The sequence below is a fragment of the Microbacterium sp. STRO-2N genome (assembly GCF_057747775.1).
This window is the reverse complement of record NZ_CM173223.1, coordinates 2,550,223-2,576,130: the sequence shown is the minus strand read 5'-3', so window position 1 is coordinate 2,576,130 and position 25,908 is coordinate 2,550,223. Positions and strand designations below refer to the sequence as shown.

Sequence of the window (25,908 nt, the reverse complement as noted above, 5' to 3'; positions counted from 1 at the left end):
CGTCCGCGTGGTCGAATCCGTGGCGTCCGCGCTGCGGAGGCCGGATCGACCGAACGCAGAAGCGTTCCAGCTGTTCCAGTATGCGCGGGGCGCAAGTGGCCCGTCTGTAGGTATTTCGGGGGACAAACGGATGCCGCGGCGCGAGCCCGCGACTCCGTATCCGGGCATCATCCGAATCGGCCCCAGCCGAGGTCGCGCCGCAGCGGCTCGCGCAGCGCGCGCTGCGACAGTTCCCATGCGGTGCGTCGCGGCGCGTCATCCGCCACGGCCTCGGCGGCTTCCGTCGCGTACGCCTCGCTCACGACCGCGATGAGCGCCGCGAGCTCCGCCTCGGTCGGCGTGCCGCGGCGGACGTCGATCGTGACGGCCTCGCGGGTGGCCTCGTCCGCGGCGCTCACAGTGGGATGTTCCCGTGCTTCTTCGGCGGCAGCGTGGCGCGCTTGCCGCGCAGCGCCCGCAGCGCCTTCGCGATCGAGACGCGGGTCTGCGCCGGCTCGATGATGCCGTCCAGCTCGCCGCGCTCGGCGGCGAGGAACGGCGAGGCCACGTTGTAGGTGTACTCGTTGGCCAGGCGCGTGCGCACGGCGGCGACGTCCTCGCCGGCCTCCTCGGCGCGCTTGATCTCGCCGCGGTAGAGGATGTTGACCGCGCCCTGGCCGCCCATCACGGCGATCTCGGCGGTCGGCCACGCGAGGTTGATGTCGGCGCCGAGCTGCTTCGACCCCATCACGATGTACGCACCGCCGTAGGCCTTGCGCAGGATCACGGTGACCAGCGGGACGGTGGCCTCCGCGTACGCGTACAGGAGCTTCGCACCGCGCCGGATGACGCCGGTCCACTCCTGGTCGGTGCCGGGCAGGTACCCCGGCACGTCGACGAGCGTCACGATCGGGATCGAGAACGCGTCGCAGAACCGCACGAAGCGGCTGGCCTTCTCGCCGGCCTCGATGTTCAGGGTGCCGGCCATCTGCGAGGGCTGGTTCGCGATGATGCCGACCGAGCGGCCCTCGATGCGACCGAACCCGATCACGATGTTCGGCGCGAACAGCGGCTGCACCTCGAGGAAGTCCTCGGCATCCACGATCCCGCGGATCACCTGGTGGATGTCGTACGGCTGGTTGGGCGAGTCGGGGATGATCGTGTTCAGCGCGCGGTCGGCATCCGTCGTCTCGAACTCGAACCCGGTCTCGTAGACCGGCAGCTCGGCCATGTTGTTGTCGGGCAGGAACCCGAGCATGGTGCGCACGTAGTCGATCGCGTCGTCTTCGTCTTCGGCGAGGTAGTGCGCGACGCCCGAGCGGGTGTTGTGCGTGTGCGCGCCGCCGAGCTCCTCCATGCCGACGTCCTCGCCGGTGACGGTCTTGATGACGTCGGGGCCGGTGACGAACATCTGGCTGGTCTTGTCGACCATCACGACGAAGTCGGTGAGCGCGGGGGAGTACACCGCGCCTCCGGCCGCGGGTCCCATGATGATCGAGATCTGCGGGATGACGCCGGACGCTGCCGTGTTGAGGCGGAAGATCTCGCCGTACTTGCCGAGCGCGACCACGCCCTCCTGGATGCGCGCGCCACCCGAATCGAGCATTCCCACGATGGGGATGCCGCTGCGCAGGGCGAACTCCATGACCTTGATGATCTTGTCGCCGGCGACCTCGCCGAGCGATCCCCCGAACGTCGAGAAGTCCTGCGCGTACACCGCCACGGTGCGCCCGTGGATCGTGCCGACGCCGGTCACGACCGAGTCGCCGTACGGACGCGACCGGTCCATCCCGAACGCGGTGGTGCGGTGGCGCACGTACTCGTCGAGCTCCACGAAGCTGCCCGGGTCGACCAGGAGCTCGATGCGCTCGCGCGCCGTGCCCTTGCCCTTCGCGTGCTGCTTCTCCTGGGCGACCGCCTCGGCGTCGAGGACGGCCTCCTGATAGCGGGCGCGGAGATCGGCGATCTTGCCGGCGGTCGTCGACAGGTCGGGGAGGTCTGACGGCTGAGTCACGGATTCCACCCTATCGGCGGGCTCGCGGCATCCGTTGGAGGGTTCGCACAAGGGGTCCCGGCATCCGCTGTCGGTCCTCGTTCCTGAACGTTCGACCGGGACGGATGCCGCGCCCGCTGCCCGCGGGTAGCGTGAGGTCCATGACGATCGCTTCGGAGGGATACCCCCTCACCGCAGCCGTGAGCCCGCGCGTGCAGGTCGTCGAGACGACGGACTCGACGAACGCCGACGTCGTGCGGCACGTGGTCGACGCGCCGCACGAATGGCCGCATCTGTCTCTGCTGCTGACGACCGACCAGCGCGCGGGAAGGGGGAGGCTCGACAGATCGTGGGTCACGCCCCCGGGCACCGCGCTCGCCGTGTCGGTGGTGGTGCGCGTCCCGGGTCTTCCGGTGGCATCGCGCGGGTGGATCCCGCTCATCGCCGGAGCGGCGATGACGCGCGCCGTGCGCGCGCAGCTCGCGGGCACGGCGCACTTCGCGTCGCTGAAGTGGCCCAACGACGTGCTCCTCGACGCCGGCAAGGTGTGCGGGATCCTCGCGGAGGTCGTGCCGGGACATCCCGACGCCGTCGTCATCGGCTCTGGCGTCAACACCCGCATGCCGCGCGCCGACCTTCCGGTCGAGACCGCCACGTCGTTCGAGGCGGTCGGGCTCACGTGCGACGAGGACCGCCTGGTCGCCGATTACCTCCTCGCCCTCGACCAGCAGCTGTCGGCCCTGACCGCGGCGGGCGGCGACGCCGCCGCCTCGGGCGTCCTGCCCGACGTGGGATCGCTGTGCAGCACGCTCGGCAGCGACGTCGCGGTCTCGCTTCCAGACGGCGAGACGCTCCGCGGCCGCGCCCAGCGGATCGATCCGCAGGGACGGCTCGTCGTCGAGCAGGACTCCGAGTTCGAGAGCGTCGTGTCGGCCGGAGACGTCGTCCACGTGCGCTGACCGCGTGGCTCCCGACATGACGCCATACGGCGGGTGGCCGCGGCGGTGTCGGCGTCGCACCGCACAATAGAGGCATGACGCAGCCGACGAGCTATGGCGGCAGGCCGCTCACGCCTGCGCCCGGCGCGCCGACGCCCGAGCTGCTCGTCGCGCGGTTCCGCGGACACGCACGACGCCTCACGTGGTCGGCGCTCGTGCTCGTCGCCGTCGCGGGCGCGTGCGGCTACTTCTACGGCAACCTGCCGGCGCCGTTCGAGAACTGGATGCTGCTGGCCGCCGCGGGCGGCGTCGTGCTGCTGCTCGTGCTGCTGCCGTTCCTCGCGTGGTGGGCGCACATCTACACCATCACCACTCGCCGCGTGCTGGAGCGCCGAGGACTCCTCGGCGTCAAGCGCCGCGAGCTCACGCACGTGCGCGGGTATCGCCTGCAGGTGCGTCGCGGCATCCTGCAGCGGATGTGGGGCGCGGGGACCATCACGCTCTCGAACGGCGTCGACGAGCCGCTCCGGCTCGCGAACATCCCGAGCGTCGAGCTGGTGCACGAGGCGCTCGTCGATCAGGTCGAGGTGAACCAGATCCTCGCTCACCGTGACGCGCAGCCGCTGCCGCCGGGGCCGCCTCCGCCCGTGCCGCCCGCTCCGGCCGCACAGTGACGGGTTCGGCCCCCGCTCCGCTCGTGCGGGATGATGGGGGAGGACAGTCCTGAAAGGAGCGGCATGGCGCTGCGAGTCGGAGTCGTCGGTGGCGGGCAGCTGGCCCGCATGATGATCGCGCCGGCGGTCGAGCTCGGGATCGAGCTGCGGGTGCTGGCCGAGGAGCAGGGGATGTCGGCATCCCTCGCGGCCACCGCGGTGGGCGACTATCGCGACGCCGACACCGTGCTCGCGTTCGCACGCGACGTCGACGTGATCACGTTCGACCACGAGCACGTGCCGCAGGAGGTGCTTGTCGCGCTCGTCGACGCCGGCGTCGCCGTGCACCCTGGCCCCGACGCGCTGAGGTTCGCCCAGGACAAGCTGCTCATGCGCGCCCGCCTGCAGGAGCTCGGGATGCCGCAGCCCGACTGGGCCGCCGTGTCGAACGCGGAGGAGCTGCAGGCCTTCATCGACGACCACGGCGGGCGCGCCGTCGTGAAGACGCCGCGCGGCGGCTACGACGGCAAGGGCGTACGCGTCGTCTCGGCGGGGGTCGAGGCGGACGACTGGTTCGCAGCCCTCGCTGAGGACGCCCGCGGCGGTGCGCTCCTCGCCGAGGAGCTCGTCGACTTCTCGCGCGAGCTCGCGCAGCAGGTCGCCCGGCGCCCATCGGGCGCGGTGCGCGCGTATCCCGTCGTCGAGACCGTGCAGCGCGGCGGTGTCTGCGCGGAGGTCATCGCCCCGGCCCCGCACGCCGGCGAGCGGCTGCAGCGCGTCGCCTCGACGATCGGCGTCGGAATCGCGGAGGGGCTCGGCGTCACCGGCATGCTCGCCGTCGAGCTGTTCGAGACCACCGACGAACGGCTGCTGGTGAACGAGCTCGCGATGCGCCCGCACAACAGCGGGCACTGGAGCCAGGACGGCGCGATCACGAGCCAGTTCGAGCAGCATCTGCGGGCCGTCCTCGACCTGCCGCTCGGCGACGCCGACCCCGTGGCCGAGTGGTCCGTGATGGTCAACATCCTCGGCGGGCCCGCGGAGGGCTCGCTCGAGGAGAGGTTCGCCGCCGCCATGACCGAGCACCCGTCGGCCAAGGTCCACACCTACGGCAAGGCTCCGCGGCCCGGCCGCAAGGTCGGGCACGTGAACGTCACCGGGCACGACCTCGACGAGGTGGCCTACCAGGCGCGGGCCGCGGCATCCTTCTTCGGGGATTGACGCGCAGGGGCCGCGCCGTTGCGGGGTTCTTCCAGCCTCGACCCCTAGCCTTGACGGGTGACTGTGTCCACCGCGGGCTCTGGGCCGCTGCACTCCTCCGAGACGCCGCTGATCGGCGTGGTCATGGGTTCCGACTCGGACTGGCGCGTGATGAGCGACGCCTCCCAGGCGCTCACCGACTTCGGCATCCCCCACGAGGTCGAGGTCGTCTCCGCGCACCGCACGCCCGACAAGCTCATGCGATACGGGCGTGAGGCCCGCGGCCGAGGGCTCCGGGCGATCATCGCCGGCGCCGGGGGCGCGGCGCATCTGCCCGGCATGCTGGCATCCGTCACCGCGCTTCCGGTGATCGGCGTTCCCGTGCAGCTGTCGACCCTCGACGGCATGGACTCACTGCTGAGCATCGTGCAGATGCCCGCGGGCATCCCCGTGGCCACGGTCTCGATCAACGGCGCGAAGAACGCCGGCCTCCTCGCGGCGCGCATCCTCGGCGCCGCCGATCCCGCCGTCGCCGAGCGCGTCGAGGCGTATGCGCGTGAGCTGGAGCGCCAGGTCGAGGAGAAGAACCGGCGGCTCAAGGAGTCGCTGTGAGCGTCATGAGCCCGCCGCGCACGAGCGTCCGAGGCGCGGATCCCCGCGTCGTCGAGGAACGGCCGATCCGCAATCCGGATGCCTCGTCCCGTGCCGTCATGACCAAGCGCGGCTGGTGGCTGGTCGTGCTCAACTTCCTCGTGCCCGGGTCGGCTCAGGTGCTCGCGGGGAACCGGCGGCTCGGACGTATCGGCATCGCCTCGACACTCCTGCTGTGGACTCTGCTCATCGTGACGGTGCTGTTCGCGCTGCTCGCGCCCACCGCCGGGCTCAGCATCATCACCGGCGCGTGGCTGCCCGACTTCCTCGCCCTGCTGCGACCGCTGCCGCTGCTGATCGCGCAGGGACTGCTGCTCGTGTACGGCGTGCTGTGGGTCGTGCTCACGATCGACACCCTGCGGCTGGTGCGCCTGGTGAAGACCGGCACGTGGTCGCGCTTCGGCATCGCCCTGCTCGCGATCCTGCTGACCGTCGTCTCGACCGGGAGCGCGCTGTACGCCTCCAACGTCGCCGGATCCGTCCGCGACACGCTCGGCGCGATCTTCCAGGCCACCGGGCCGGTCGTGCAGCCGTCCGACGGCTACTACAACATCCTGCTGCTCGGCGCCGACAGCGGCGAGGGCCGCGACTCCATGCGGTTCGACAGCATCTCGGTGGTCTCGGTCAACGCCGAGACGGGGGCGACCACGATCACCGGCATCCCTCGCGACATGCCGAACTTCCCGTTCGCGGAAGGTCCGATGCAGGACAAGTACCCGAACGGGCACGAGAGCCACAGCGACCCGAACTGCGGCTGGGGGAGCGGCATCAACCAGCTGCGCACCGAGGTGGAGGTGTGCCAGGACGGGAACGCGCTGTACCCGGATGCCGTCGCCAACGGGTCGGAGCCCGCGATCGAGGCGACCAAGGACGCTGCCGAGGGCATTCTGGGGATCGAGATCCCGTACTACGTGTTCATCGACATGCACGGCTTCGCGGCGCTCGTCGATGCGCTCGGCGGGGTCGAGATCACCGTCGAGCAGCGTCTGCCGAAGGGCGGCGGCCCCGCCTACCAGGGGCAGCCCGCCGAGGAATGGGCGATCGGCTGGATCGAGCCGGGGACGCAGCGCATGGACGGCGACACCGCGCAGTGGTACGCGCGCTCGCGCTACACCACCGACGACTTCGACCGCATGAAGCGCCAGCGGCAGCTGCAGCAGGCGATCCTCGCGCAGTTCACGCCGCAGGTCGTGCTCACCCGCTTCCAGGAGATCGCGACCGCGGGAACCGCCCTCGTGAAGACCGACCTGCCGCAGTCGCTCGTGCCGTTCCTCGCCGAGCTGGCGGTGAAGGCCAAGGAGCAGCCGGTCACCCCGATCGAGCTGACGCCCGAGGGCGGCATCGACGAGTACGCCCCGGACTACGCGTACATCCAGGAGCTGATCCAGACCACTCTGCACCCGCCGACGCCGACCGGCACCCCGGAGGGCTGACGCGTGGTCGCCACGCTGCGCGTCATGCTCGACCAGGTCGTCAGCCCGGTGGAGCAGGAGCTCGCCGAGGCATCGCGTGAGCTCACGCGTGCTCTCGTGCTCGGCGCGCCGAGCGGATGCGAGGTCGAGGCGATCGCGCCGGCCGGTGGCGACGACGCGGCGCTGCACTCGATCGCGGGCCTGGCCGGCGCGCGGCGCACCGCGCTGCAGCGACGCGAGCTGGGGGCCGCGTTGCAGCTGGGAGTGGGCACCGGCATCGGCGGCGGCATGATCCACTCGCCGACGCTGTTCGCCCCGCTCGTGCGCCACGACCGCATCCACGACCATGACCAGACCGTCGTGACGGTGTGGGACCTGCGTCCGTGGGAGTCGCCGGCCGAACTGCCGCGGTCGGTCGTCGGATGGCACAAGGCGATGCTGAAGCGCGCGGTCAAGCACGCGGATGCGGTGGTCGTGCCGACGCACTCGCTCGCCGTGCGGGTCGCGGAGATCGCCCCGCCGCTCGAGGACCGGCTGCGCGTGATCGCCGGCGCATCGCCGCTCGGATTCTCCGTCCCGTCGGACGACGTGGGGCGGCGGCGAGCACTCGACCTGCCCGAGGGCTTCGTGCTGATCGCGGGCGGGCCGCTGGTCTCGGAAGGACTGGATGCCGGACTCGCGGCGGTCGCGGCATCCGGTGTCGACCTGCCTGTCGTGGTGATCGATGTCGAAGAGGGTCACGAGCCCGCGGTCGTCGAGCTCGCGTCGGCCGCAGGCCTGCCGGAGCGGCGGATGCACGTGCGCGGCGTGCTGGAGGCCGCTGATCGCGCCGCGGTGTTCGGCGGGGCGGTGGCGTTCGTCGCACCGTCGCGGCGGGCCGCGTTCCCGTGGCGAGTCGTCGATGCGCTGACGCTCGGTGTGCCGGTCGTGGCCGCGGCGTCGGCGGTGCACGACGAGATCGTGCTCGACGGGGGAGTGCTCGTGCGAGCCGGGGATGTCGCGGACCTGGCGGCGGGAATGGGCGCGGCGCTCGGGGAGGCCCTGGCATCGACCGCGGCCGCCGAGCGGTGGGGGATCCTGGCGGGCGATCGAGGACGGGCGTTCTCGTGGAGCGAGGCCGCCGACAAGGTGTGGATGCTCCACGCGGAGCTGTGAGCTGTGAAGTTGGTCGGACCAATTCGGTAGCGAACGGCGAGGCTCCCTGCGAACTCACAGCATGTGGGTCACACTGGGCGTGTGGCTGCAGGTGAGCAGGGGGGTCCGCGCGTGTCCGCGAGGCGTCGAATCGGAATTTTCGCGGCGGCGTTGACGCTCGTCGGTGGGCTCTTGCTCGCCCCGACAGCGCAGGCCTCGACGCCGTCGACGGCGGTGCAGCAGCCTGCGACTGGCCAGGTCGCCACCTCGAGCGCCTCATCCGGCGTCGTCGCCGCGGGCCCGCAGGTCAAGACTGCGGATCTGTCGCAGTTCCAGCCCGGAAACATCATCAGCGACGCCAAGTTCTTCGACCGGAACACCATGACCGAGGCGCAGATCCAGCAGTTCCTCGAGGCGAAGATGCCGAGGTGCGCTGCCGGCTACACCTGCCTCAAGGACTACTACGACACGTCGCGGGCTATCGCGGCGGACCCCATGTGTGCGGCCTACCCGGGTGGAATGCGCGAGCGCGCCTCGACCATCATCTACAAGGTCGCTCAAGCATGCGGCATCAATCCGCAAGTCATCCTCGTGATGCTGCAGAAGGAGCAAGGCCTGGTCCTGCGGAGCGCGCCGTCGGCCGGCCACTACCGTGCAGCGATGGGGCAGGCGTGCCCGGATACCGGACCGTGTGACGCCCGCTACCACGGGTTGTTCAATCAGATCTACGGTGGCGTCTGGCAGCTCAAGCGCTACGGCAACCCGCCGGGAACGAGCCAGTACTTCACCTGGTACGCGCCAGGTCGCACCTGGAACATCCAGTGGCATCCGAACGCGAGCTGTGGTTCTGCGCCGGTCCATATCCAGAACCAAGCCACCGCGAGCCTGTACTACTACACTCCGTACCAGCCGAACGCTGCCGCTCTTCGCGCGGGCTACGCGGAGTCGAGTGATCCGTGCGCGTCTTACGGCAACCGGAACTTCTACCAGTTCTTCACGGACTGGTTCGGTTCGACTCAGTCGTACAACAACCCGTTCGGGAACGTGGAACTGGTGGCGGCCGCGCCAGGCGAATTCCGTGTCGCGGGATGGGCCGCCGATCTGGACAGCACCGCACCCATCGCGATCCATGTGTACGCCGGACCCCAGGGAAAGGCGTTCGTCGCCGACCTCGAGCGCGGCGACGTGGGCGCCGCCTACCCGGCGGTGGGCAGCAGACATGGCTTCGATGTCCGGGTGCCCGCAGTGGGCGCTGGACCGACCGACGTATGCGTCTACGGCATCAACGTCGGCCCGGGTGGGAACACGCTGCTGAAATGCACCAAGGTCGAGGCCATGAGCGGCCCCCCGCTCGGAAAGCTCGACGCAGTCAAGGTCTCGGACGGTGCCGTCGACGTGAGCGGATGGGCGATCGATCCTGACACGACCAAACCCACCTCGGTCCACGTATATGTGGATTCGGTGGGGACGGCGCTCAACGCCGACCGTGACCGACCGACGCTGGCGAGCAAGTATCCGGCCTACGGGACGAAGCACGGATTCAGCGCGAGGCTCAAGGCGTCGCCGGGCGCGCACTCGGTCTGCGCGTATGCCATCAACTTCGGACCCGGCGGCACCACGCCGCTCGGCTGTCAGACGGTGACGGTGCCCGGTTCGGTCGACCTCGGAAGGGCGCCGTTCGGCAACTTCGAGGCGCTCGTCGTCAGCGGCAACACAGCGACCGCATCGGGTTGGGCGATCGATCCCGACACGATGTCGCCGATCAAGGTCCATCTGTACGTCGGCGCGGCCGGCACCGAGTACATCGCGAACAAGCCGCGTGGTGACCTCGCCGCGCACTACCCCGGGCTCGGAGTCGATCATGGGTTCTCCGAGAAGCTGACGTTGCCCGTCGGCAAGACGCAGGTCTGCGCCTATGCGATCAACAACGGTGCAGGCGGGCATGCCTTCCTCGGGTGCAGGACCGCCACGGTCGCGTCGAACACGCCTGATCTCGGTCGAGCCCCGTTCGGGAACTTCGAGGCCCTCACGGTGAGCGGCAATGTCGCGACGGCCTCGGGCTGGGCCATCGATCCCGACACGTCGGCACCGATCAAGATCCATCTGTATGTCGGCGCGTCCGGCGCGGAGTACACCGCGGACAAGCCGCGCACCGACGTGGGCAAGATCTACCCGTCCGCAGGGCCGAACCACGGCTTCGCAGAGAATCTCACGCTGCAGGCGGGTACGTCGCAGGTCTGCGCGTACGCGATCAACAACGGAGCGGGGGGCCACGCCTTCCTCGGATGCAGGACGGCGACTGTTGCGGGGTCAGCGCCCGATCGCGGTCGCGCGCCGCTCGGAAACTTCGAGGGCGTGACGGCCGGCGCCGGCGGCGCGACCGTCTCGGGCTGGGCACTCGACCCCGACACCACGGCATCCATCAAGGTGCACATCTACGTCGGTCCCGCCGGAGCCGAGTACACGGCCAACAAGCCGAGGGCCGACGTAGGTGCTGTGTACCGACTCGGCAACGACCACGGCTTCTCGGAGTTCGTCGCGATGCCGTCGGGCAAGAGCACCGTCTGCGTCTACGCCATCAACACCGGCGCTGGAGGGCACAGCTTCCTGGGATGCCGGGATGTCGTGGTGCCCTGATCTCGCACATCAGCCGGAGCGTGCTCGCGCGGCCTCGCCGCGCGAGCACGTCGATGCTGTTCAGTCGCCGCTGAGGTAAGCCTCGAGCGAAGCCACGTGGTCGACCGGCCGGAAGCCGGTGGCCTCGATCTTCGCCAAGTCGAGCACACTGTTGCGCGGCCGCGGCGCCACCGGCGCCTCGGCACCCGCGAAGTACTCGTCGGTCGTCACCCCGGTGATGCGCGCCGGGTCGTGCCCAGTCAGTTCGAACACGCGGCGAGCGATGTCGGCCCACGACATCGACCGGCCGCCGCCGGTGAGGTTGTAGACGCCGTAGGGCGCTTCCGCCTCGAGGAGATGACGGATGCCGCGCGCGATGTCGGGGGTGAAGGTGAGCCGTCCCACCTGATCGTCGACGACGCGAGGGTCCACGCCCCGCTCGGCGAGGCCCGCCATCGTGCGGACGAAGTTGCGGCCCTCGCCGATCACCCACGAGGTGCGGACGATGTAGTGGCGAGGTGCGCCCGAGACGATCGCGTCGCCGGCGGCCTTCGTCTGCCCGTAGACGCCGAGCGGGCACACCGGGTCGTCCTCCCGGTAGGGGCGGTCCAGCGCGCCGTCGAAGACGTAGTCGCTCGACACGTGCACCAGTGTGATGCCGTTCGCGCCCGCGACCCGGGCGAGTGCGGCGACTCCGGTCACGTTGGCAGCCCACGCCTGCCGACGCCCCTCCGAAGTCTCGGCGGTGTCGACGGCGGTGTACGCCGAGGCGTTGACGATGACCCCGTAGTCGCGCCAGCGGCGCGCGTCCGCGAGGTCAGGATCGGTCACGTCGAGATCGGCGCGGGTGGCGAACTCCACGGGCCCGAAGTCGGCGAACGTCTCGCGCAGGGCCAGGCCGAGCTGGCCCGCGGCACCGACTACCAGGATCTTCTTGGGGCGGATGGGCGTGACGTCGGCGAGGCGGGGGTGCTCCCGGTCCTTGGCGGAGATCTCGACGTCGCCGAGGGGGATGGGCCATGCGATCGCGGCGGTCTCGTCGGCGAGGTTGAGGAAGCTGTAGGACGCGTCCGGCGACCAGTGGTCGTTGACGAGGTACGTGTAGGCGGTGTCGGCCTCGAGCGTCTGGTAGGAGTTGCCCACCCCGCGCGGGACGAAGATGGCCCGCGAGGGATCCAGCTCCGTCGTGAACACCTCGCCGAACGTGGGACCCTCGCGCAGGTCCACCCACGCCCCGAAGATGCGTCCGGTGGCGATGGAGACCCACTTGTCCCACGGCTCCGCGTGGATCCCGCGCGTCGTTCCGACGGCATCGTTGAACGAGACGTTGTTCTGGACCGGCCCGAAGTCGGGCAGACCCAGCGCGATCATCTTCTCCCGCTGCCAGTTCTCCTTGAACCACCCGCGCGAGTCCCCGTGCACCGGCAGGTCGAACACGACGAGGCCCGGGATGTTGGTCTCGGTGCGGGCGAGGGCCTTCCCGAAGTCGGTCATCACTGACCCTTCGAGGCGTAGAACGCCTCGACGCCGTCCTTCGCGGGCGCCCACCAGTCCTCGTGATCGCGGTACCACTCGATCGTCGCGGCGAGGCCGGCCTCGAAGTCGCCGTACGCCGGCTGCCAGGCCAGCTCGTCCCGCAGCTTGGTCGAATCGATCGCGTAACGCAGGTCGTGGCCGGCGCGATCGGTGACGTGGTCGTACGCGTCCCGCGGCTCGCCCATCAGCTCGAGGATGAGCTCCACGACCTCTTTGTTGCTCTTCTCCCCGTCGGCACCGATGAGGTACGTCTCGCCGAGCTCACCGCGCTCGAGGATCGTCAGCACGGCCGATGAGTGGTCGTCGGCGTGGATCCAGTCGCGCACGTTCTCGCCCGCGCCGTAGAGCTTCGGACGGATGCCGCGGATCACGTTCGTGATCTGCCGCGGGATGAACTTCTCGACGTGCTGGTAGGGGCCGTAGTTGTTCGAGCAGTTCGAGATCGTCGCCTTGACCCCGAAGGAGCGCACCCATGCCCGCACGAGCAGGTCGCTGCCCGCCTTGGTCGACGAGTACGGAGAGGAGGGGTTGTAGGGGGTCTGCTCGGTGAACCGCGCCGGGTCGTCGAGTTCGAGATCGCCGTAGACCTCGTCGGTGGAGATGTGGTGGAAGCGGCGGTCGTGCTTGCGAGCAGCTTCGAGCAGCGTGTATGTGCCGATGATGTTCGTGTCGAGGAACGGCCGCGGATCGTGGAGCGAGTTGTCGTTGTGGGATTCGGCGGCGTAGTGCACGACGGCATCCACGCGTGAGAAGAGTTCGTCGACGAGGGTGGCGTCCGCGATGTCGCCCTGGACGAACGTGAAGCGGTCGGTGGGCAGCCCGTCCAAGGAAGCGACGTTGCCGGCGTATGTCAGCTTGTCGAGGACCGTGACGTGGTCGTCGGTGTGCTCGAGGACGTGGTGGACGAAGTTCGAGCCGATGAAGCCGGCACCGCCAGTGACCAGGAGTCTGCGCATCGTTCCAGGATACCGGCCGGGGCTCTCCGCCCAGGTTTGGCGCTCTTCGCCCCATGCCCGAGACTAGAGCCATGCGTGGCATCATCCTGGCAGGCGGCACGGGCTCGCGCTTGCACCCGATCACCCTCGGAATCTCCAAGCAGCTCGTGCCGGTCTACGACAAGCCGATGATCTACTACCCGCTCTCGACGCTCATCCTCGCGGGAATCCGCGACATCCTCGTCATCACGACTCCCCAGGACTCGGACCAGTTCCAGCGTCTGCTCGGCGACGGCGGCCGGTTCGGCGTCTCGATCACCTACAAGACTCAGCCGTCGCCGGACGGCCTCGCACAGGCGTTCATCCTCGGCGAGGAGCACCTCGGCAGCGACTCCGCCGCTCTCGTCCTGGGTGACAACATCTTCTACGGCCAGGGCATGGGCACGCGCCTGCGCCAGTACACCGACCTCTCCGGCGGGGTCGTGTTCGGCTACTGGGTCGACGACCCGACTGCCTACGGCGTCGTCGAGTTCGACGCCGCCGGGAACGTCGTGTCGCTGGAGGAGAAGCCGACCGCTCCGAAGAGCAACTACGCGGTTCCCGGGCTCTACTTCTATGACAACGACGTCGTCGAGATCGCGAAGAGCCTCGAGCCATCGCCGCGCGGAGAGCTCGAGATCACGGATGTCAACAAGGCGTACCTCAGCCGGGGGGATCTGCGGGTCGAGCTGCTGCCACGCGGAACCGCCTGGCTCGACACCGGCACCTTCGACTCGCTGAGCGAGGCGACCGACTTCATCCGCACGGTGGAGAAGCGTCAGGGACTCTCTATCGGCTGCCCAGAGGAGGTGGCCTGGCGCATGGGATTCCTGACGGACGACGAGCTGCGCCGACGCGCGGAGCCGCTCGTCAAGAGCGGCTACGGTGCGTACCTGCTCAAGGCACTCGCCCAGGGATCCAACCAGCCCGCGGTCTAAGATCGACCACGGCGGCGACGACGTTCCATCGCGCCGCCGGGCAGCGATCGATGGTGGAGAGATACGCAGGCATGACAGACGCAATCACCCTCCGATCGGTGGCGGCACCGGGGGTTTTTCCTGTGGGTGGTCGTCGGCTTGTGGTGTATGTGGTGTTCGATCGGCGTGGGGATGTGGACGATTACATCCCGGTGGCGTTGTCGGGGCTGCGGGATCATGCGACGCGGGTGCTGGTGGTCGTCAACGGTGAGCTGACGGCGGCGGGTCGGGCGGCGCTGGAGCCGGTCGCGGACGAGATCCTGGTGCGTGAGAACGAGGGTTTCGACATCTGGGCGCACAAGGCGGCGCTGGATCATGTGGGTGCGGGGCTGGCGGAGTTCGATGAGGTTCTGCTGACCAATGACACCTGGTTCGGTCCGGTGCGTCCGTATGGTCCGGTGTTCGAGAGGATGGGGGAGCGGGCGGTTCATTTCTGGGGGATGACCGATCATGCCCGGGAGGAGCCGAATCCGTTCACGGGCAAGGGTGTGCTGCCGTATCACCTGCAGTCGTTCTGGATCGCGGTGCGGCGGGAGATGTTCCTGTCGGAGGAGTGGGCGGCGTATTGGCGGGATCTGCCGCAGATGCCGTCGTACTTCGATGCGGTGCTCAAGCACGAGGCGACGTTCACGGAGCATTTCACCGACCGCGGGTTCACCGCCGACGTCGCATACCCCAGCGCCGACTACCCGACCGATCACCCCGCGCTGTTCAACCCCGATCTCCTGATGGACGATGGCTGCCCCGTACTGAAGCGGCGCCCGTTCTTCCACTACCCGCCATTCCTCGACCGGCACGCAGTCATCGGCCGACACAACCTCGAGCGGGCGGCGGCGCACCGCTACCCCATCGACGCGATTCTTCAGAACCTCGCCCGCAATGTCGCGCCGAAGACGCTCAATGCCGACGTGGGCATGCTCGAGGTGCTGCCCGACGTCGACGTCTCTTACGATCCTGCGCGGCCGTTCCGCCTGGCAGTCGTCGCACACGTCCCGTCGGCCGGCTCGCTCGCACGGGTGCTCCGCCGCGTGGCGATGATCCCGGTGCCGTTCGACCTGTTCGTCTCGACCGTGGATCGCGATGACTTCGCGGCCGTCGAGCGTGGTGTCACAGGCGCCGACCTGCCCCTCGCCCAGCGCCGAGAGGTTCGGCTCGTACCAGCGGGGCGCGGACGGGACATGAGCGCGTTCTTCGTCGGATGGCGCGACGTGCTGCGGGCGGGCGATCACGACCTCGTGATCAAGGTGCACGGTCGCACTCCCGGCAAGCGCAACCCCAACGCCGCTCGCTACTTCCGCAGCTACCAGCTGGGCAACCTGCTGGCGGGCCCCGGCCACGTCGCCAACATCCTGGGCATGTTCCAGCGCGAGCAGGGTCTGGGCCTGGTCTTCCCGCCGCCCATGCACATCGGCTACGCGACGCCTGGCCGCGGGTGGCACACCTACCGGGAGCGCGGAATCGAGCTCACCGAGGAGCTGAACATCCGGGTCCCGCTCGACGGCGTCTCGCCGCTCGCCCCGCTCGGGGGGATGTGGATCGCACGGCCGGAGTCGCTGCGCCTTCTCACCGACGTCGAGTGGACATACGACCAGTTCCGCAAGCCGCCCGCCGGCGGCGCGGAACTCGGCAAGCTGCTCGAGCGGGTCGTGCCCCTGGCCGCCGGCGAGCTCGGCTACCACGTGCGCACGGTGCTCACCCCCGAGCACGCCGCGATCAGCCACGTGTCCCTGGAGTACAAGGTCGACCAGCTGTCCTCCACCACACCGGGATATCCGGTCGAGCAGATCCAGTATCTCCACCGCGCAGGCTGGATGGGCGCGGGCGGCGCGGTCGCATTCACGCGGATGTACATGCGGATGAACCACCCTCGCACCATGCAGGCGCTGCATCCCGTGCTGTCGCCGGCGGGCAGGATCGCGCGCGGCGTCGTCCGCCGCGGCAAGGCCGTCGCACGCCGGGTCCGGGGCATCCCCGAGACGAAGGAAGAGCTGTGACGCACGGATCGACGGAGTCGGACGCGCGCACCGCGGTGGCGGCACCGGGGGTTTTTCCTGTGGGTGGTCGTCGGCTTGTGGTGTATGTGGTGTTCGATCGGCGTGGGGATGTGGACGATTACATCCCGGTGGCGTTGTCGGGGCTGCGGGATCATGCGACGCGGGTGCTGGTGGTCGTCAACGGTGAGCTGACGGCGGCGGGTCGGGCGGCGCTGGAGCCGGTCGCGGACGAGATCCTGGTGCGTGAGAACGAGGGTTTCGACATCTGGGCGCACAAGGCGGCGCTGGATCATGTGGGTGCGGGGCTGGCGGAGTTCGATGAGGTTCTGCTGACCAATGACACCTGGTTCGGTCCGGTGCGTCCGTATGGTCCGGTGTTCGAGAGGATGGGGGAGCGGGCGGTTCATTTCTGGGGGATGACCGATCATGCCCGGGAGGAGCCGAATCCGTTCACGGGCAAGGGTGTGCTGCCGTATCACCTGCAGTCGTTCTGGATCGCGGTGCGGCGGGAGATGTTCCTGTCGGAGGAGTGGGCGGCGTATTGGCGGGATCTGCCGCAGATGCCGTCGTACTTCGATGCGGTGCTCAAGCACGAGGCGACGTTCACGGAGCATTTCACCGACCGCGGGTTCACCGCCGACGTCGCATACCCCAGCGCCGACCACGGCTTCAAGGATGCCTCGCTCCTCGCCGCGCAGGAGCTGATCGACGACGGCTGCCCGCTGCTGCGGCGTCGCCCTTTCGTGGAGTGGCCGCCCTACCTGGATCGGTACTCCGCGATCGGGCGATGGACGCTGGCCAGGGCGGCACGCCACGGCTATCCCGTCGACCTGGCTCTGAAGAATCTCGCGCGCAACGTCGCACCGCGCGACCTCAACGCGGACGCGGGCCTCTTCGACGTGCTGCCCGACGTCGACGGGGTGTACGACCCCGACCGTCCATTCCGGATCGTCGTGACGGCCCACATCTTCTACGAGGAGATGACCGACGAGATGCTCGACCTGGTCGATACGCTCCCTGGGGCATACGACCTCGTCGTCACGACCCCGTCGGAGGAGAAGGCGAAGGCGATCCGCAGCAGGATCGCGAAGCGGGCATCGCGCGGGAAGGTCGACGTCCGCGTCGTCATCAACGACGGCCGCGACCAGAGCGCTTTCCTCATCGGATGCCGGGACGTGCTGCTCAGCGACGACTACGACCTGGTGGTCAAGCTGCACTCGAAGAAGACACCGCAGGACGGGTTCAACGTCGGCCGCCACTTCAAGAGCCAGCAGTTCGACAACCTGCTCGGGAGCCCCGGGTACACCTCCAATCTGCTCGCGCTGTTCCAGCGTGAGCCCGGTCTGGGGCTCGTGTACCCGCCGATGATCCATATCGGCTACCCGTCGATGGGCCGCGGCTGGTGGTCCAACAAGCCGGGGTTCGAGGTGCTCGCGCGTGAGCTCGGCATCCGCGTACCGCTCGACGACATCTCGCCGCTTGCACCGTACGGCTCCATGTACATCGCTCGCCCGGAGGCTCTTCGCATCCTCGTCGAGCGCGAGTGGCGTTACGAGGAGTTCGGCGGGGCGGAGGCGTATCGCGACGGCGGTCTCGCCCACATCCTGGAGCGCATGCCCTCGTACGCGGCCGCCGAGCTCGGCTATCACACGCGCACCGCTGCGACGACCGAGTACACCTCGATCTCGCACACCGCGTTCGAGTTCAACTTCGACGAGCTCTCGGCCACCACTCCCGGTTACACGTACGAGCAGATCCGGTTCATCCGTCGCGCCGGTTATGTGGGGCAGGGACGCGCGCGCGACTTCCTCCGCATGTACCTTCGCGTCAACCACCCCGGTGCCGAGGGGAGGATCCTCGGCGCGCTGGAGCCCGACCGATTCCTCGGACGCTGGGCCCGCCGACTGCGACACCCGATCGCCACCGCCAGGCGCGCGCTGCCACGGAAGCCGGGGTCGTGAGGTCCGCGATCGCCGGGCCCAGCCATGCGGCTATAGTTCTCTGGTCGACCCGATAGCGAGTACCCCCTTGGACACTTCTGCACGTTTTGCGCGGCTCGCGGCTGAGCCGTTCACCGTCGTCGACACCCGCGGTCATCGACCGCGCGTGCGCGGCGGCAAGCTCGGCGAGATCTTCTCCCGCCGTGAGCTTCTCAATCTGCTCGTACGTCGCGATCTGCAGGCCCGGTATCGCGACAGCGCACTCGGCTTCCTGTGGACGGTGATCCGACCGCTGATCCAGTTCCTGATGTACTACATCGTGCTGGGGCAGTTCCTCGGCGCCGCTCGCGGCATCGATCAGTTCGCGATCTATCTGTTCTCCGGCCTGACGCTGTTCGCATTCTTCAGCGACATGGTCTTCGGCGCCACCGGATCGATCATCGGCAACGCGGGGCTGGTGAAGAAGATCTACCTCCCACGGGAGATCTTCCCACTTGCGAGCATCGGCGCGGCATCCTTCATGTTCCTGGTGCAGCTGCTGATCCTGATCGTCGCGGCGGTCGTGCTGGGCGCGCTCCCCGCCCCCACGCAGATGCTGTGGTTCTTCCCCTCCGTGGGACTCATCCTGGTGTGGGGCCTCGCGATCGGCCTGCTCCTGGCGGCGCTGAACGTCTACCTCCGCGACATCCAGTACCTGACCGAGGTCGTCATGATGCTCGCGATGTGGGGCTCACCGATCGTGTACTCGTGGCAGATGGTGGTCGACTCGATCGCGCGCTTCCACCTGCCGTCGTGGGTCCTCGAGCTCTATGCCGCGAACCCGATCACGATCGGTGTGCTGGGCTTCCACAAGGCGTTCTGGAACGGCGGGGCTCCGGCGGACTACCCCGACAACCTCGCACTGCGGATGGTCGTCGCAGGCGTGGTCGGTCTCGTGTTCCTCTTCATCTCCCATCGTGCGTTCGTCCGCATGCAGGGCAACTTCGCACAGGAGCTGTGATGGACACCGCCACGCCGCCGGACCTGGTGCGCCTGACCGACGTCAGCAAGCATTTCGTCGTCCGGAAAGACAACAACCTCAAGGACCGGATCGTCTACTTCGGTCGCCTCGGCAGCGCGCACCGCCAGGACTTCATCGCGGTCGACGACGTCTCGCTGTCGATCCAGGCCGGCACGACCGTCGGGCTCATGGGAGCCAACGGCTCGGGCAAGAGCACGCTGCTCAAGCTCATCGGCGGCATCGTGTCGCCGTCCTCGGGCCGGATCGAGACCCGCGGCCGCATGGCGGCGCTGCTCGAGCTCGGCGCCGGCTTTCACCCCGATCTCAGCGGCCGCGAGAACGTCTACCTCAACGCGTCGATCCTCGGCCTGTCACGCGACCAGATCGACGAGCAGTTCGACGCGATCGTCGCGTTCAGCGGCATCGGCGACTTCATCGACACGGCCGTCAAGTTCTACTCGTCCGGCATGTACGTCCGGCTCGCCTTCGCGGTCGCCGTGCACACCGATCCCGACATCCTCCTCGTGGACGAGGTGCTCGCGGTGGGCGACGAGGCGTTTCAGCGCAAGTGCATGGAGCGCATCGCCCAGTTCCGCGAAGAGGGGCGGACGATCATCCTGGTGAGCCACTCGGCCCAGCAGGTGGCGGAACTCTGCGACCGCGGCATCGTGCTCAGCGACGGCAAGGTGGTCTTCGACGGCGACACGAACGCGGCCATCGGCGCGTTGCGCGACGTCCTCGACGGCCGTCGGGTGGGCGAGGCGCCGCCCGCCGGCACCACGCACCCCATCCAGGTGAAGCGCATCGAACTCCTCGACGCGAACGACGAGCCCACGCGCAATGTGGCGGCGGGCGCCCCGCTCACGATCCGGGTCCACGTCGACTCGCTGCGCCCCATCGAGCGGTGGGAGCTCGGCTTCAGCATCGACACGCCGCTCGGTCACATGGCGCTGGCGAGCAACACCGAGGTGCTCGGCGTTCGACTGGCGCCGATCTCCGGCCCGATCCACGTCGACCTGCGCATCGAAGAGGTGCACCTCGGACCCGGGCAGTACTACGTCAACGCCAACGCCGCCGGAGTCAGCGAGGAGAGCAGTCACGGTCTGATGCAGGGCGCGCTGTTCACCGTCACGAGCGAGCAGCCGACCTTCGGCACCGTGGCCGCCGCGGTCACCGTCGAGGCCCCCGGCAGCAGCGACCGTGGGTGACGCCGCCGATCGGACGGCGGGCGTCGTGCTCGCCTTTCATCCGACAGACGAGATCCGCGGAAACGTCGAGCGCCTCCTCCTGCAGGTGGCGCGGGTCTACATCGTCAACAACTCGCCGGATGCCGCGTCGCGTGCGCTCCTGGGTGAACTCGTAGGCGATCGCATCGAAGTCCTCGAACAGGACGGCAATGTGGGCGTCGCGGCGGGTTTCAACGCTGGAATGCGCGCCGCCCTCGCCGCCGGGTTCGACAATGTGTGGATCTTCGACCAGGACAGCACCGTGGCCGACGGGATGCTCGCCGCGCTCCTCCGTGCGCAGAGCCGCACCGACATCAGGGTCGGCATCGTGGGACCGGCGCTGCGCGCCGCGGAGACGGGAAACGTCTACGACGCGGACCGGGGGCAGGGAAGCGCGCCGATCGAGGCGCTCATCTCGTCGGGGGCGCTCTTCTCCCGCGCGCTGCTGGAAGACATCGGCCTGCACGACGAGGCCCTCTTCATCGACTATGTCGACCACGACATCTCGCTGCGCGCGGGCAAGGCCGGGTACACGAACCTCAAGGTGTTCGACACTCATCTCGATCACCGCTTCGGCGCATCGAAGCCGGCCCGCTTCCTCTGGCGTCGCGTCTACATCTCCGACTACTCGCCGATGCGCCATTACTACACCTCGCGGAATCGAGTCATCCTCGTACGGCGCTTCGGCCCTGGCAAGTGGTTCCGCGACGACATCCGGTACGGGGTGAAGGCGTGGCTGAAGGTCCTCTTCAGCGAACGCGGCCGACCCGCCAAGATCGGCGCGTTCTTCCGGGGGCTCCGCGACGGGATCCGCTACCGCGACATCTGATCGTCGGTGGCGGTCGTCGCGTCGCCGGTCGTCGCAGGCGCTCCGGTACCGGCCGCCGACGAGTCGGGAGCGCCGTCGGCGGGGGCGAGGTTCAGAGCATCCGCGTCTTCGTCGGCTCCGGCATCCGTCCCCGTCGTGATGTCGCGCGTCGCCCGCACAGCGAACCACAGCACCACGAGGGCCGCCGCGAAGGCGAGCGAGCCCCCGATCCAGACGACGGCCGGGGCGACAGCGCCGTCCCACCACCACTGGGCGCCCGCGCCCGGATCGATCGCGATGCTCCCCGCGCCGACCGTATACCGGCGGATGTTGAACTGCATCGCGAGCGTCGCAGCAACGACGACGGCGAGCCCGACGATGAGGGCCCGCGCGCCGGTCCACGCTTGGAGTGCGGCTGAACGGAGGCTCGCCACGCCTGCGAGGATCACGAGCAAGGGGAGGATGTATCGCGGCTGCACCATCGTCCCGACGACCGCACGCGACTGCGCGAGCAGGATGAACGGGACCAGCCAGCAGGCCACGACCGCGAGCACCAGGGCGATCGACCGCCGGATGTCGGGACGATGCACACCGATGAAGACGGCACCGCAGAACGCCGCGAATGCGAGTACCGGCACCGCCGCAGGGACGGACGTGTCCAGCCACCCCAGACCGGCATCCCCGAACGCCCCCAGCCAAAGCGACGGGACGCCGAAGAAGTTCGAGACGTGCTGCGCTCCGGTGAGCGGGGGATTGGTGTTCGGCAGGCCGGAGGTGAGGGCGCTTGTCTGGTCGGCGCTGAGGTAGAACGCGACGCTCACCCCGACCACCAGGGCTGCCGCGATCGCAGGCACGAGGAGCCGGCCGCCGCGACGTGCGCCGAGCACAGCCGCGATCACGACGCCGAAAACCGCGAACGCTGCGGCATCGGCACGCGCGCCGGCCCCGAGGCACGCGCCGAGGACGGCGAGGCCCGCCAGCACGAGCTGCCGACGGCCCGTGGTCTGGGAGGCGCCATACAGCGCGGCCCACACGACGGCGGCAGACGCGAACGCCCATGCCGACGGGTTCGTCGATGCGATGAGGAAGAGGCCCAATGGAACCGCGGTCACGACCGCGGAGATCACCAGGGCCGGTCTGGTGCGCCGTGGCAGGGCGAAGAAGACGCCCGTCAGGAGGCCGACGACGAGCGCGCTGTTGAACACGCGCATGATCAGCACCGAGTTGACGATGTCCTCCGAGGCGAAGACGCTCATCGTCGCGTAGAACAGCCGCGGGTACAGGCCGTTCGCGTTCATCCAGGTGGCCTCGGCCATGCCGTCCTGCTCGCTGTTCCAGCAGGCAGCGCTCATCTCGGGGTGAAAGGCGTAGCAGGGCGCGTTGACGACCGGCGCCGGGACCATGCGCGTGTCGGGGTCGCCCGACGCTTCGCAAAGGCCTTCGCGCTCGCCCAGACCGCACCAGATCGACGGCAAGTGGAAGTTGTCATCCGGGCTCGATCCCACCGGGGACGCGAACGACCAGCCGACGAGGGCCAGGAAGAACAGGACCGGGACGGCGAACGCCGCGACCTTCGTCATCGGAGGTCGGCGGAATCTCACTGGATCATCGTAGTCGGAGCGCCGAGCGTGCCCGGGTAAGCTTGCGTGACGTGTGCCCCACCGAGCTCCCGTCCGTCCGGATCGCCGCAAGCGCCGATGTCGCCGCCGATGCGGTGATCGGCGACGGCAGCTCGATCTGGCACCTCGCTCAGGTGCGCGAAGGTGCCCAGATCGGGCGGGACTGCATCGTGGGCCGGGGAGCGTACATCGGCTCCGGCGTGCGCATGGGCGATGCCTGCAAGGTTCAGAACTACGCACTCGTCTATGAGCCGGCCTCTCTGGCGGACGGTGTCTTCATCGGTCCGGCCGTCGTGCTGACGAACGACACCTATCCGCGGGCCATCAATCCGGACGGGACTCTCAAGAGCGCGCACGACTGGATCCCCGTGGGCGTCACGATCAAGCGGGGGGCGTCCATCGGCGCGCGCGCGACGTGCGTCGCCCCGGTGACGATCGGCGAGTGGGCGACCGTGGCTGCGGGCGCGGTCGTGGTCAAGGACGTGCCCGACCACGCGTTGGTCGCGGGCGTCCCCGCCCGTCGCATCGGATGGGTCGGCCGCGCAGGAGTGCCGCTCGTCGAAGCGGGCGAGAATCGCTGGCGCTGCCCCGCGACAGAGACCATCTACGTCGAAGCCGACGGAGTTCTTGTGGAGGAGCGACTGTGACCGAGTTCATTCCGGCAGCGAAGCCGCTCATCGGAGACGATGAGCGGGCCGCCGTGGATCGCGTGCTGAGGAGCGGCATGGTGGCGCAGGGCCCAGAGGTCGCGGCCTTCGAGAGCGAGTTCTCCGACCACTTCGTCGCGGGCCGCGACGTCGTCGCGGTCAACTCGGGAACCTCCGGCCTCCACCTCGGTCTCCTCGCCGCGGGGGTCGGCCCCGGCGACGAGGTGATCGTCCCCTCCTTCACGTTCGCCGCCACCGGAAACTCGGTCGCTCTCACCGGCGCCACGCCCGTCTTCGCCGACATCGAGCCCGACTCGTTCACCCTGGACCCGGCGTCGGTCGAAGCAGCGATCACCGACCGGACGAAGGGCATCATGCCCGTTCACCTGTACGGGCATCCCGCGCGCATGCGGGAGCTCCAGTCCCTCGCCGAGCGGCATGGCGTGGCGCTGTACGAAGACGCTGCGCAGGCGCACGGGGCCGCGCTCGACGGACGTCGGGTCGGCACCTTCGGCCAGTTCGCGATGTTCTCGCTGTATCCGACCAAGAACATGACCAGCGGCGAGGGCGGGATGGTCTCTGCGGTCGATGCCGCGTTCGCCCGCCGGGTGCGACTTCTGCGCAATCAGGGCATGGAGCGCCAGTACGAGAACGAGGTCGTCGGATTCAATGCGCGCATGACCGATCTGCATGCCGCGATCGGCCGTGTCCAGTTGACGAAGGTCGATGCATGGACAGAGGCGCGTCGCGCGAATGCCGGCTTCCTGGACGCGAACCTCCGCGGGGTCGTCGTTCCTCCGGTGGCGGAGGGCGCCCATCACGTGTACCACCAGTACACGATCCGAGTGGCGGAGGACCGGGACGGGTTCGTGCGCGCCCTCAAGGAAGAGCACGGCGTCGGCAGTGGCGTGTACTATCCGATCCCCAACCACCGCCTTCCCTCCCTCGCGCCATACGCGCCCGGGCTGGACCTGCCCGAGACCGAGAACGCCGCACGCCAGGTCGTCTCGCTGCCGGTGCATCCCTCCCTCGGCAGCGACGATCTGGATCGCATCGTGACCGCCGTGAACGCCGTCGCGCGAGCGGGTGCCTGATGGCCGATCTCCGTGCGGGGCTCATCGGTCTCGGGATGATGGGACGCCATCACGCCCGCATCCTGAGGGACGTCGAGGGCATCGAGCTCGTCGCGGTGGCGGATCCCGCCGGCGACCCCCACCGTGTCGCCGGAGGCCTGGCGGTCCTCGCCGGCGTCGAGGAACTCATCGGCGCGGGGCTCGACATCGCCATCGTCGCCATCCCGACGCGCTTCCATGCCGACGCGGCCTTCGCGCTCGCCGATGCCGGAGTGCACACGCTGGTCGAGAAGCCGATCGCGGAGGATGCGCCGACCGGTCGCCTCGTCGCGGAGGCGTTCGGTGTGCGCGGTCTCGTCGGCGCAGTGGGGCATGTCGAGCGGTTCAACCCGGCGCTCCAGCAGTTGCGCGCCCGGCTGGAGGCCGGCGATGCGGGCGACGTCTACCAGATCGCGACGCGTCGGCAGAGTTCCTTCCCTGGCCGCATCGGCGATGTCGGCGTCGCGAAGGATCTCGCCACTCACGACATCGACCTGACGGCGTGGGTCGCGCAGTCGACGTACGGGTCGGTGTCGGCGCAGACGGCGCACAAGAGCGGGCGCGACCACGAGGACATGATCGCGATCACCGGTCGGCTGCGCAGCGGCGTCATCGCGAATCACCTGATCAACTGGCTGAGCCCGATGAAGGAGCGCGTGACCGTCGTGACGGGGGAGCGCGGCACCTTCATCGCCGACACGGCGACAGCAGACCTGACGTTCTACGCGAACGGCACGGTGGCGCTGGAATGGGAGTCGGTCTCGACGTTCCGGGGCGTGTCGGAGGGCGATGTCACGCGGTTCGCGTTCGCCAAGAAGGAGCCGCTGCGTGCCGAGCTCGAGGCGTTCCGTGACGCCGTCCTGGGGGCCCGCACCGAGCTGTCGACGATGGCGGAAGCCGCGCACACGCTGGAGGTCGTCGAGAGCGCGCTCTCTTCCGCGCGCCAGGGCGTGACGGTCGCCGTCGCCGACCCCGGTGCCGACATCGAGCGGTGAGGCGACCCGCGCGTCAGTCGTCGATCTCTCGCGTCGCGAACACCCAGTAGCGGTACGCGAAGTAGTTCCACACCGTGGTCGCCACGACGGCTGCCACCTTGCCGATGCCCCAGGGCAGGCCGATGGCGTCCGATACGGCGACGATCAACGTGGTTGCGACGGTGTTGACGGCGACCAGGATGGTGTAGCGCACCGCGCTGGGAGCAACGCTCTCCGATGATCGGAAGGCGACCGTGCGCTGGAGCGTATAGGTGAGCACGAAACTCGTCAGGAACGCTGTCGGTGTGCTGATCGCGAGAGGGACGTGGAAGACCTCGTGCAACAGCCAGAGCAGGCCGATGTCGAAGAGGAAGCTGAATCCGCCGACGACGAGGAAGCGCGCCGCGCTCGACGACCACAGGCGGACGAGCAGCGATCTACGCTCAGGCGTCGGGTCCGCGTGCACGCGCTCCATCCTCGCACGACCGGTTCGCAGCGGTGGTCGCGGGCGGCGGACGCCCCACG

General features: G+C 69.0%; 22 protein-coding genes. 16 read left to right on the top strand and 6 right to left on the bottom strand.

Annotated elements, in window-relative coordinates:
* Window positions 1–167: 167 nt before the first annotated feature.
* Together AC3ANN_RS12070 and AC3ANN_RS12065 are read right to left on the bottom strand one after the other, a co-directional pair.
* Window positions 168–398 (bottom strand): acyl-CoA carboxylase epsilon subunit, encoded by a 231-nt coding sequence (locus AC3ANN_RS12070; RefSeq protein ID WP_488337640.1) that lies wholly within the window; start codon window positions 396–398, stop codon window positions 168–170.
* Window positions 395–2,002 (bottom strand): acyl-CoA carboxylase subunit beta, encoded by a 1,608-nt coding sequence (locus tag AC3ANN_RS12065; RefSeq protein WP_488337639.1) that lies wholly within the window; start codon window positions 2,000–2,002, stop codon window positions 395–397. The genes AC3ANN_RS12070 and AC3ANN_RS12065 overlap by 4 nt, the downstream gene beginning before the upstream one ends.
* 131 nt (window positions 2,003–2,133) lie before the next feature.
* Here AC3ANN_RS12065 and AC3ANN_RS12060 point away from each other — a divergent pair, with 131 nt between their 5' ends.
* From AC3ANN_RS12060 to AC3ANN_RS12030, 7 genes are all read left to right on the top strand, one after another.
* Window positions 2,134–2,931, top strand: a complete 798-nt coding sequence (locus AC3ANN_RS12060; RefSeq protein ID WP_488337638.1) for a biotin--[acetyl-CoA-carboxylase] ligase — start codon at window positions 2,134–2,136, stop codon at window positions 2,929–2,931.
* Window positions 2,932–3,005: 74 nt separating this feature from the next.
* Window positions 3,006–3,584 (top strand): PH domain-containing protein, encoded by a 579-nt coding sequence (locus AC3ANN_RS12055; protein ID WP_488337637.1) that lies wholly within the window; start codon window positions 3,006–3,008, stop codon window positions 3,582–3,584.
* Between the two features lie 63 nt (window positions 3,585–3,647).
* The gene (locus AC3ANN_RS12050; RefSeq protein WP_488337636.1) at window positions 3,648–4,784 is read left to right on the top strand and encodes a 5-(carboxyamino)imidazole ribonucleotide synthase; all 1,137 of its coding nucleotides are present in this window, start codon (window positions 3,648–3,650) and stop codon (window positions 4,782–4,784) included.
* A 123-nt stretch (window positions 4,785–4,907) separates the two neighbouring features.
* Complete coding sequence (purE, locus tag AC3ANN_RS12045) at window positions 4,908–5,375, top strand: 5-(carboxyamino)imidazole ribonucleotide mutase (protein WP_488340831.1); 468 nt, start codon at window positions 4,908–4,910, stop codon at window positions 5,373–5,375.
* Window positions 5,372–6,847, top strand: coding sequence for an LCP family protein (locus AC3ANN_RS12040; RefSeq protein WP_488337635.1), 1,476 nt, complete (start codon window positions 5,372–5,374; stop codon window positions 6,845–6,847). Before purE ends, AC3ANN_RS12040 begins: the two co-directional genes overlap by 4 nt.
* A gap of 3 nt (window positions 6,848–6,850) precedes the next feature.
* Complete coding sequence (locus AC3ANN_RS12035; protein ID WP_488337634.1) at window positions 6,851–7,981, top strand: glycosyltransferase; 1,131 nt, start codon at window positions 6,851–6,853, stop codon at window positions 7,979–7,981.
* A gap of 81 nt (window positions 7,982–8,062) precedes the next feature.
* The gene (locus AC3ANN_RS12030) at window positions 8,063–10,597 is read left to right on the top strand and encodes a hypothetical protein (protein WP_488337633.1); all 2,535 of its coding nucleotides are present in this window, start codon (window positions 8,063–8,065) and stop codon (window positions 10,595–10,597) included.
* A 60-nt stretch (window positions 10,598–10,657) separates the two neighbouring features.
* On the opposite strand, the gene AC3ANN_RS12025 is transcribed toward AC3ANN_RS12030, so the two are convergent.
* Both AC3ANN_RS12025 and rfbB read right to left on the bottom strand, forming a co-directional pair.
* Window positions 10,658–12,070 carry a sugar nucleotide-binding protein gene (locus AC3ANN_RS12025; protein WP_488337632.1) on the bottom strand — a complete coding sequence of 471 codons (1,413 nt, stop codon included), beginning with the start codon at window positions 12,068–12,070 and terminating at the stop codon, window positions 10,658–10,660.
* A complete protein-coding gene (gene rfbB / locus AC3ANN_RS12020; RefSeq protein WP_488337631.1) occupies window positions 12,070–13,068 on the bottom strand; it encodes a dTDP-glucose 4,6-dehydratase in 999 nt (332 codons plus the stop codon). The genes AC3ANN_RS12025 and rfbB overlap by 1 nt, the downstream gene beginning before the upstream one ends.
* A 71-nt stretch (window positions 13,069–13,139) precedes the next feature.
* Here rfbB and rfbA point away from each other — a divergent pair, with 71 nt between their 5' ends.
* From rfbA to AC3ANN_RS11990, 6 genes are all read left to right on the top strand, one after another.
* Entirely contained in the window at window positions 13,140–14,024 is an 885-nt protein-coding gene (rfbA, locus tag AC3ANN_RS12015; RefSeq protein ID WP_488337630.1) for a glucose-1-phosphate thymidylyltransferase RfbA, read from the top strand.
* Window positions 14,025–14,197: 173 nt separating this feature from the next.
* The gene (locus tag AC3ANN_RS12010) at window positions 14,198–16,057 is read left to right on the top strand and encodes a rhamnan synthesis F family protein (RefSeq protein WP_488337629.1); all 1,860 of its coding nucleotides are present in this window, start codon (window positions 14,198–14,200) and stop codon (window positions 16,055–16,057) included.
* A gap of 110 nt (window positions 16,058–16,167) precedes the next feature.
* Complete coding sequence (locus AC3ANN_RS12005; RefSeq protein WP_488337628.1) at window positions 16,168–18,018, top strand: rhamnan synthesis F family protein; 1,851 nt, start codon at window positions 16,168–16,170, stop codon at window positions 18,016–18,018.
* Between the two features lie 67 nt (window positions 18,019–18,085).
* Complete coding sequence (locus AC3ANN_RS12000) at window positions 18,086–18,997, top strand: ABC transporter permease (protein WP_488337627.1); 912 nt, start codon at window positions 18,086–18,088, stop codon at window positions 18,995–18,997.
* Window positions 18,997–20,205 (top strand): ABC transporter ATP-binding protein, encoded by a 1,209-nt coding sequence (locus AC3ANN_RS11995; protein ID WP_488337626.1) that lies wholly within the window; start codon window positions 18,997–18,999, stop codon window positions 20,203–20,205. Before AC3ANN_RS12000 ends, AC3ANN_RS11995 begins: the two co-directional genes overlap by 1 nt.
* Window positions 20,198–21,052 carry a glycosyltransferase gene (locus tag AC3ANN_RS11990; protein ID WP_488337625.1) on the top strand — a complete coding sequence of 285 codons (855 nt, stop codon included), beginning with the start codon at window positions 20,198–20,200 and terminating at the stop codon, window positions 21,050–21,052. Before AC3ANN_RS11995 ends, AC3ANN_RS11990 begins: the two co-directional genes overlap by 8 nt.
* On the opposite strand, the gene AC3ANN_RS11985 is transcribed toward AC3ANN_RS11990, so the two are convergent.
* Window positions 21,037–22,632, bottom strand: a complete 1,596-nt coding sequence (locus AC3ANN_RS11985; RefSeq protein ID WP_488337624.1) for a DUF2142 domain-containing protein — start codon at window positions 22,630–22,632, stop codon at window positions 21,037–21,039. The two genes, AC3ANN_RS11990 and AC3ANN_RS11985, sit on opposite strands and share 16 nt — an antisense overlap.
* A 50-nt stretch (window positions 22,633–22,682) precedes the next feature.
* Between AC3ANN_RS11985 and AC3ANN_RS11980 the strand changes: the two genes are divergently transcribed.
* The 3 genes from AC3ANN_RS11980 to AC3ANN_RS11970 are packed head-to-tail and all read left to right on the top strand — an operon-like array spanning window position 22,683 to window position 25,404.
* Window positions 22,683–23,297 (top strand): acyltransferase, encoded by a 615-nt coding sequence (locus AC3ANN_RS11980; RefSeq protein WP_488337623.1) that lies wholly within the window; start codon window positions 22,683–22,685, stop codon window positions 23,295–23,297.
* Window positions 23,294–24,391: a DegT/DnrJ/EryC1/StrS family aminotransferase gene (locus AC3ANN_RS11975; RefSeq protein ID WP_488337622.1), complete on the top strand. Its 1,098-nt coding sequence runs from the start codon at window positions 23,294–23,296 to the stop codon at window positions 24,389–24,391. Before AC3ANN_RS11980 ends, AC3ANN_RS11975 begins: the two co-directional genes overlap by 4 nt.
* Window positions 24,391–25,404, top strand: a complete 1,014-nt coding sequence (locus tag AC3ANN_RS11970) for a Gfo/Idh/MocA family oxidoreductase (protein WP_488337621.1) — start codon at window positions 24,391–24,393, stop codon at window positions 25,402–25,404. The genes AC3ANN_RS11975 and AC3ANN_RS11970 overlap by 1 nt, the downstream gene beginning before the upstream one ends.
* Window positions 25,405–25,417: 13 nt before the next feature.
* On the opposite strand, the gene AC3ANN_RS11965 is transcribed toward AC3ANN_RS11970, so the two are convergent.
* On the bottom strand, window positions 25,418–25,849 hold the full coding sequence (locus AC3ANN_RS11965; protein ID WP_488337620.1) for a GtrA family protein: 432 nt from the start codon (window positions 25,847–25,849) through the stop codon (window positions 25,418–25,420).
* Between the last annotated feature and the right edge of the window lie 59 nt (window positions 25,850–25,908).

Coding starts and splice junctions, on each gene's coding strand:
- purE (WP_488340831.1), top strand. CDS start 4,908: ATGGGTTCCGACTCGGACTGGCGCGTGATGAGCGACGCCTCCCAGGCG.
- AC3ANN_RS11995 (WP_488337626.1), top strand. CDS start 18,997: ATGGACACCGCCACGCCGCCGGACCTGGTGCGCCTGACCGACGTCAGC.
- AC3ANN_RS11970 (WP_488337621.1), top strand. CDS start 24,391: ATGGCCGATCTCCGTGCGGGGCTCATCGGTCTCGGGATGATGGGACGC.
- AC3ANN_RS12060 (WP_488337638.1), top strand. CDS start 2,134: ATGACGATCGCTTCGGAGGGATACCCCCTCACCGCAGCCGTGAGCCCG.
- AC3ANN_RS12025 (WP_488337632.1), bottom strand. CDS start 12,070: ATGACCGACTTCGGGAAGGCCCTCGCCCGCACCGAGACCAACATCCCG.
- rfbB (WP_488337631.1), bottom strand. CDS start 13,068: ATGCGCAGACTCCTGGTCACTGGCGGTGCCGGCTTCATCGGCTCGAAC.
- AC3ANN_RS12055 (WP_488337637.1), top strand. CDS start 3,006: ATGACGCAGCCGACGAGCTATGGCGGCAGGCCGCTCACGCCTGCGCCC.
- AC3ANN_RS12050 (WP_488337636.1), top strand. CDS start 3,648: ATGGCGCTGCGAGTCGGAGTCGTCGGTGGCGGGCAGCTGGCCCGCATG.
- rfbA (WP_488337630.1), top strand. CDS start 13,140: ATGCGTGGCATCATCCTGGCAGGCGGCACGGGCTCGCGCTTGCACCCG.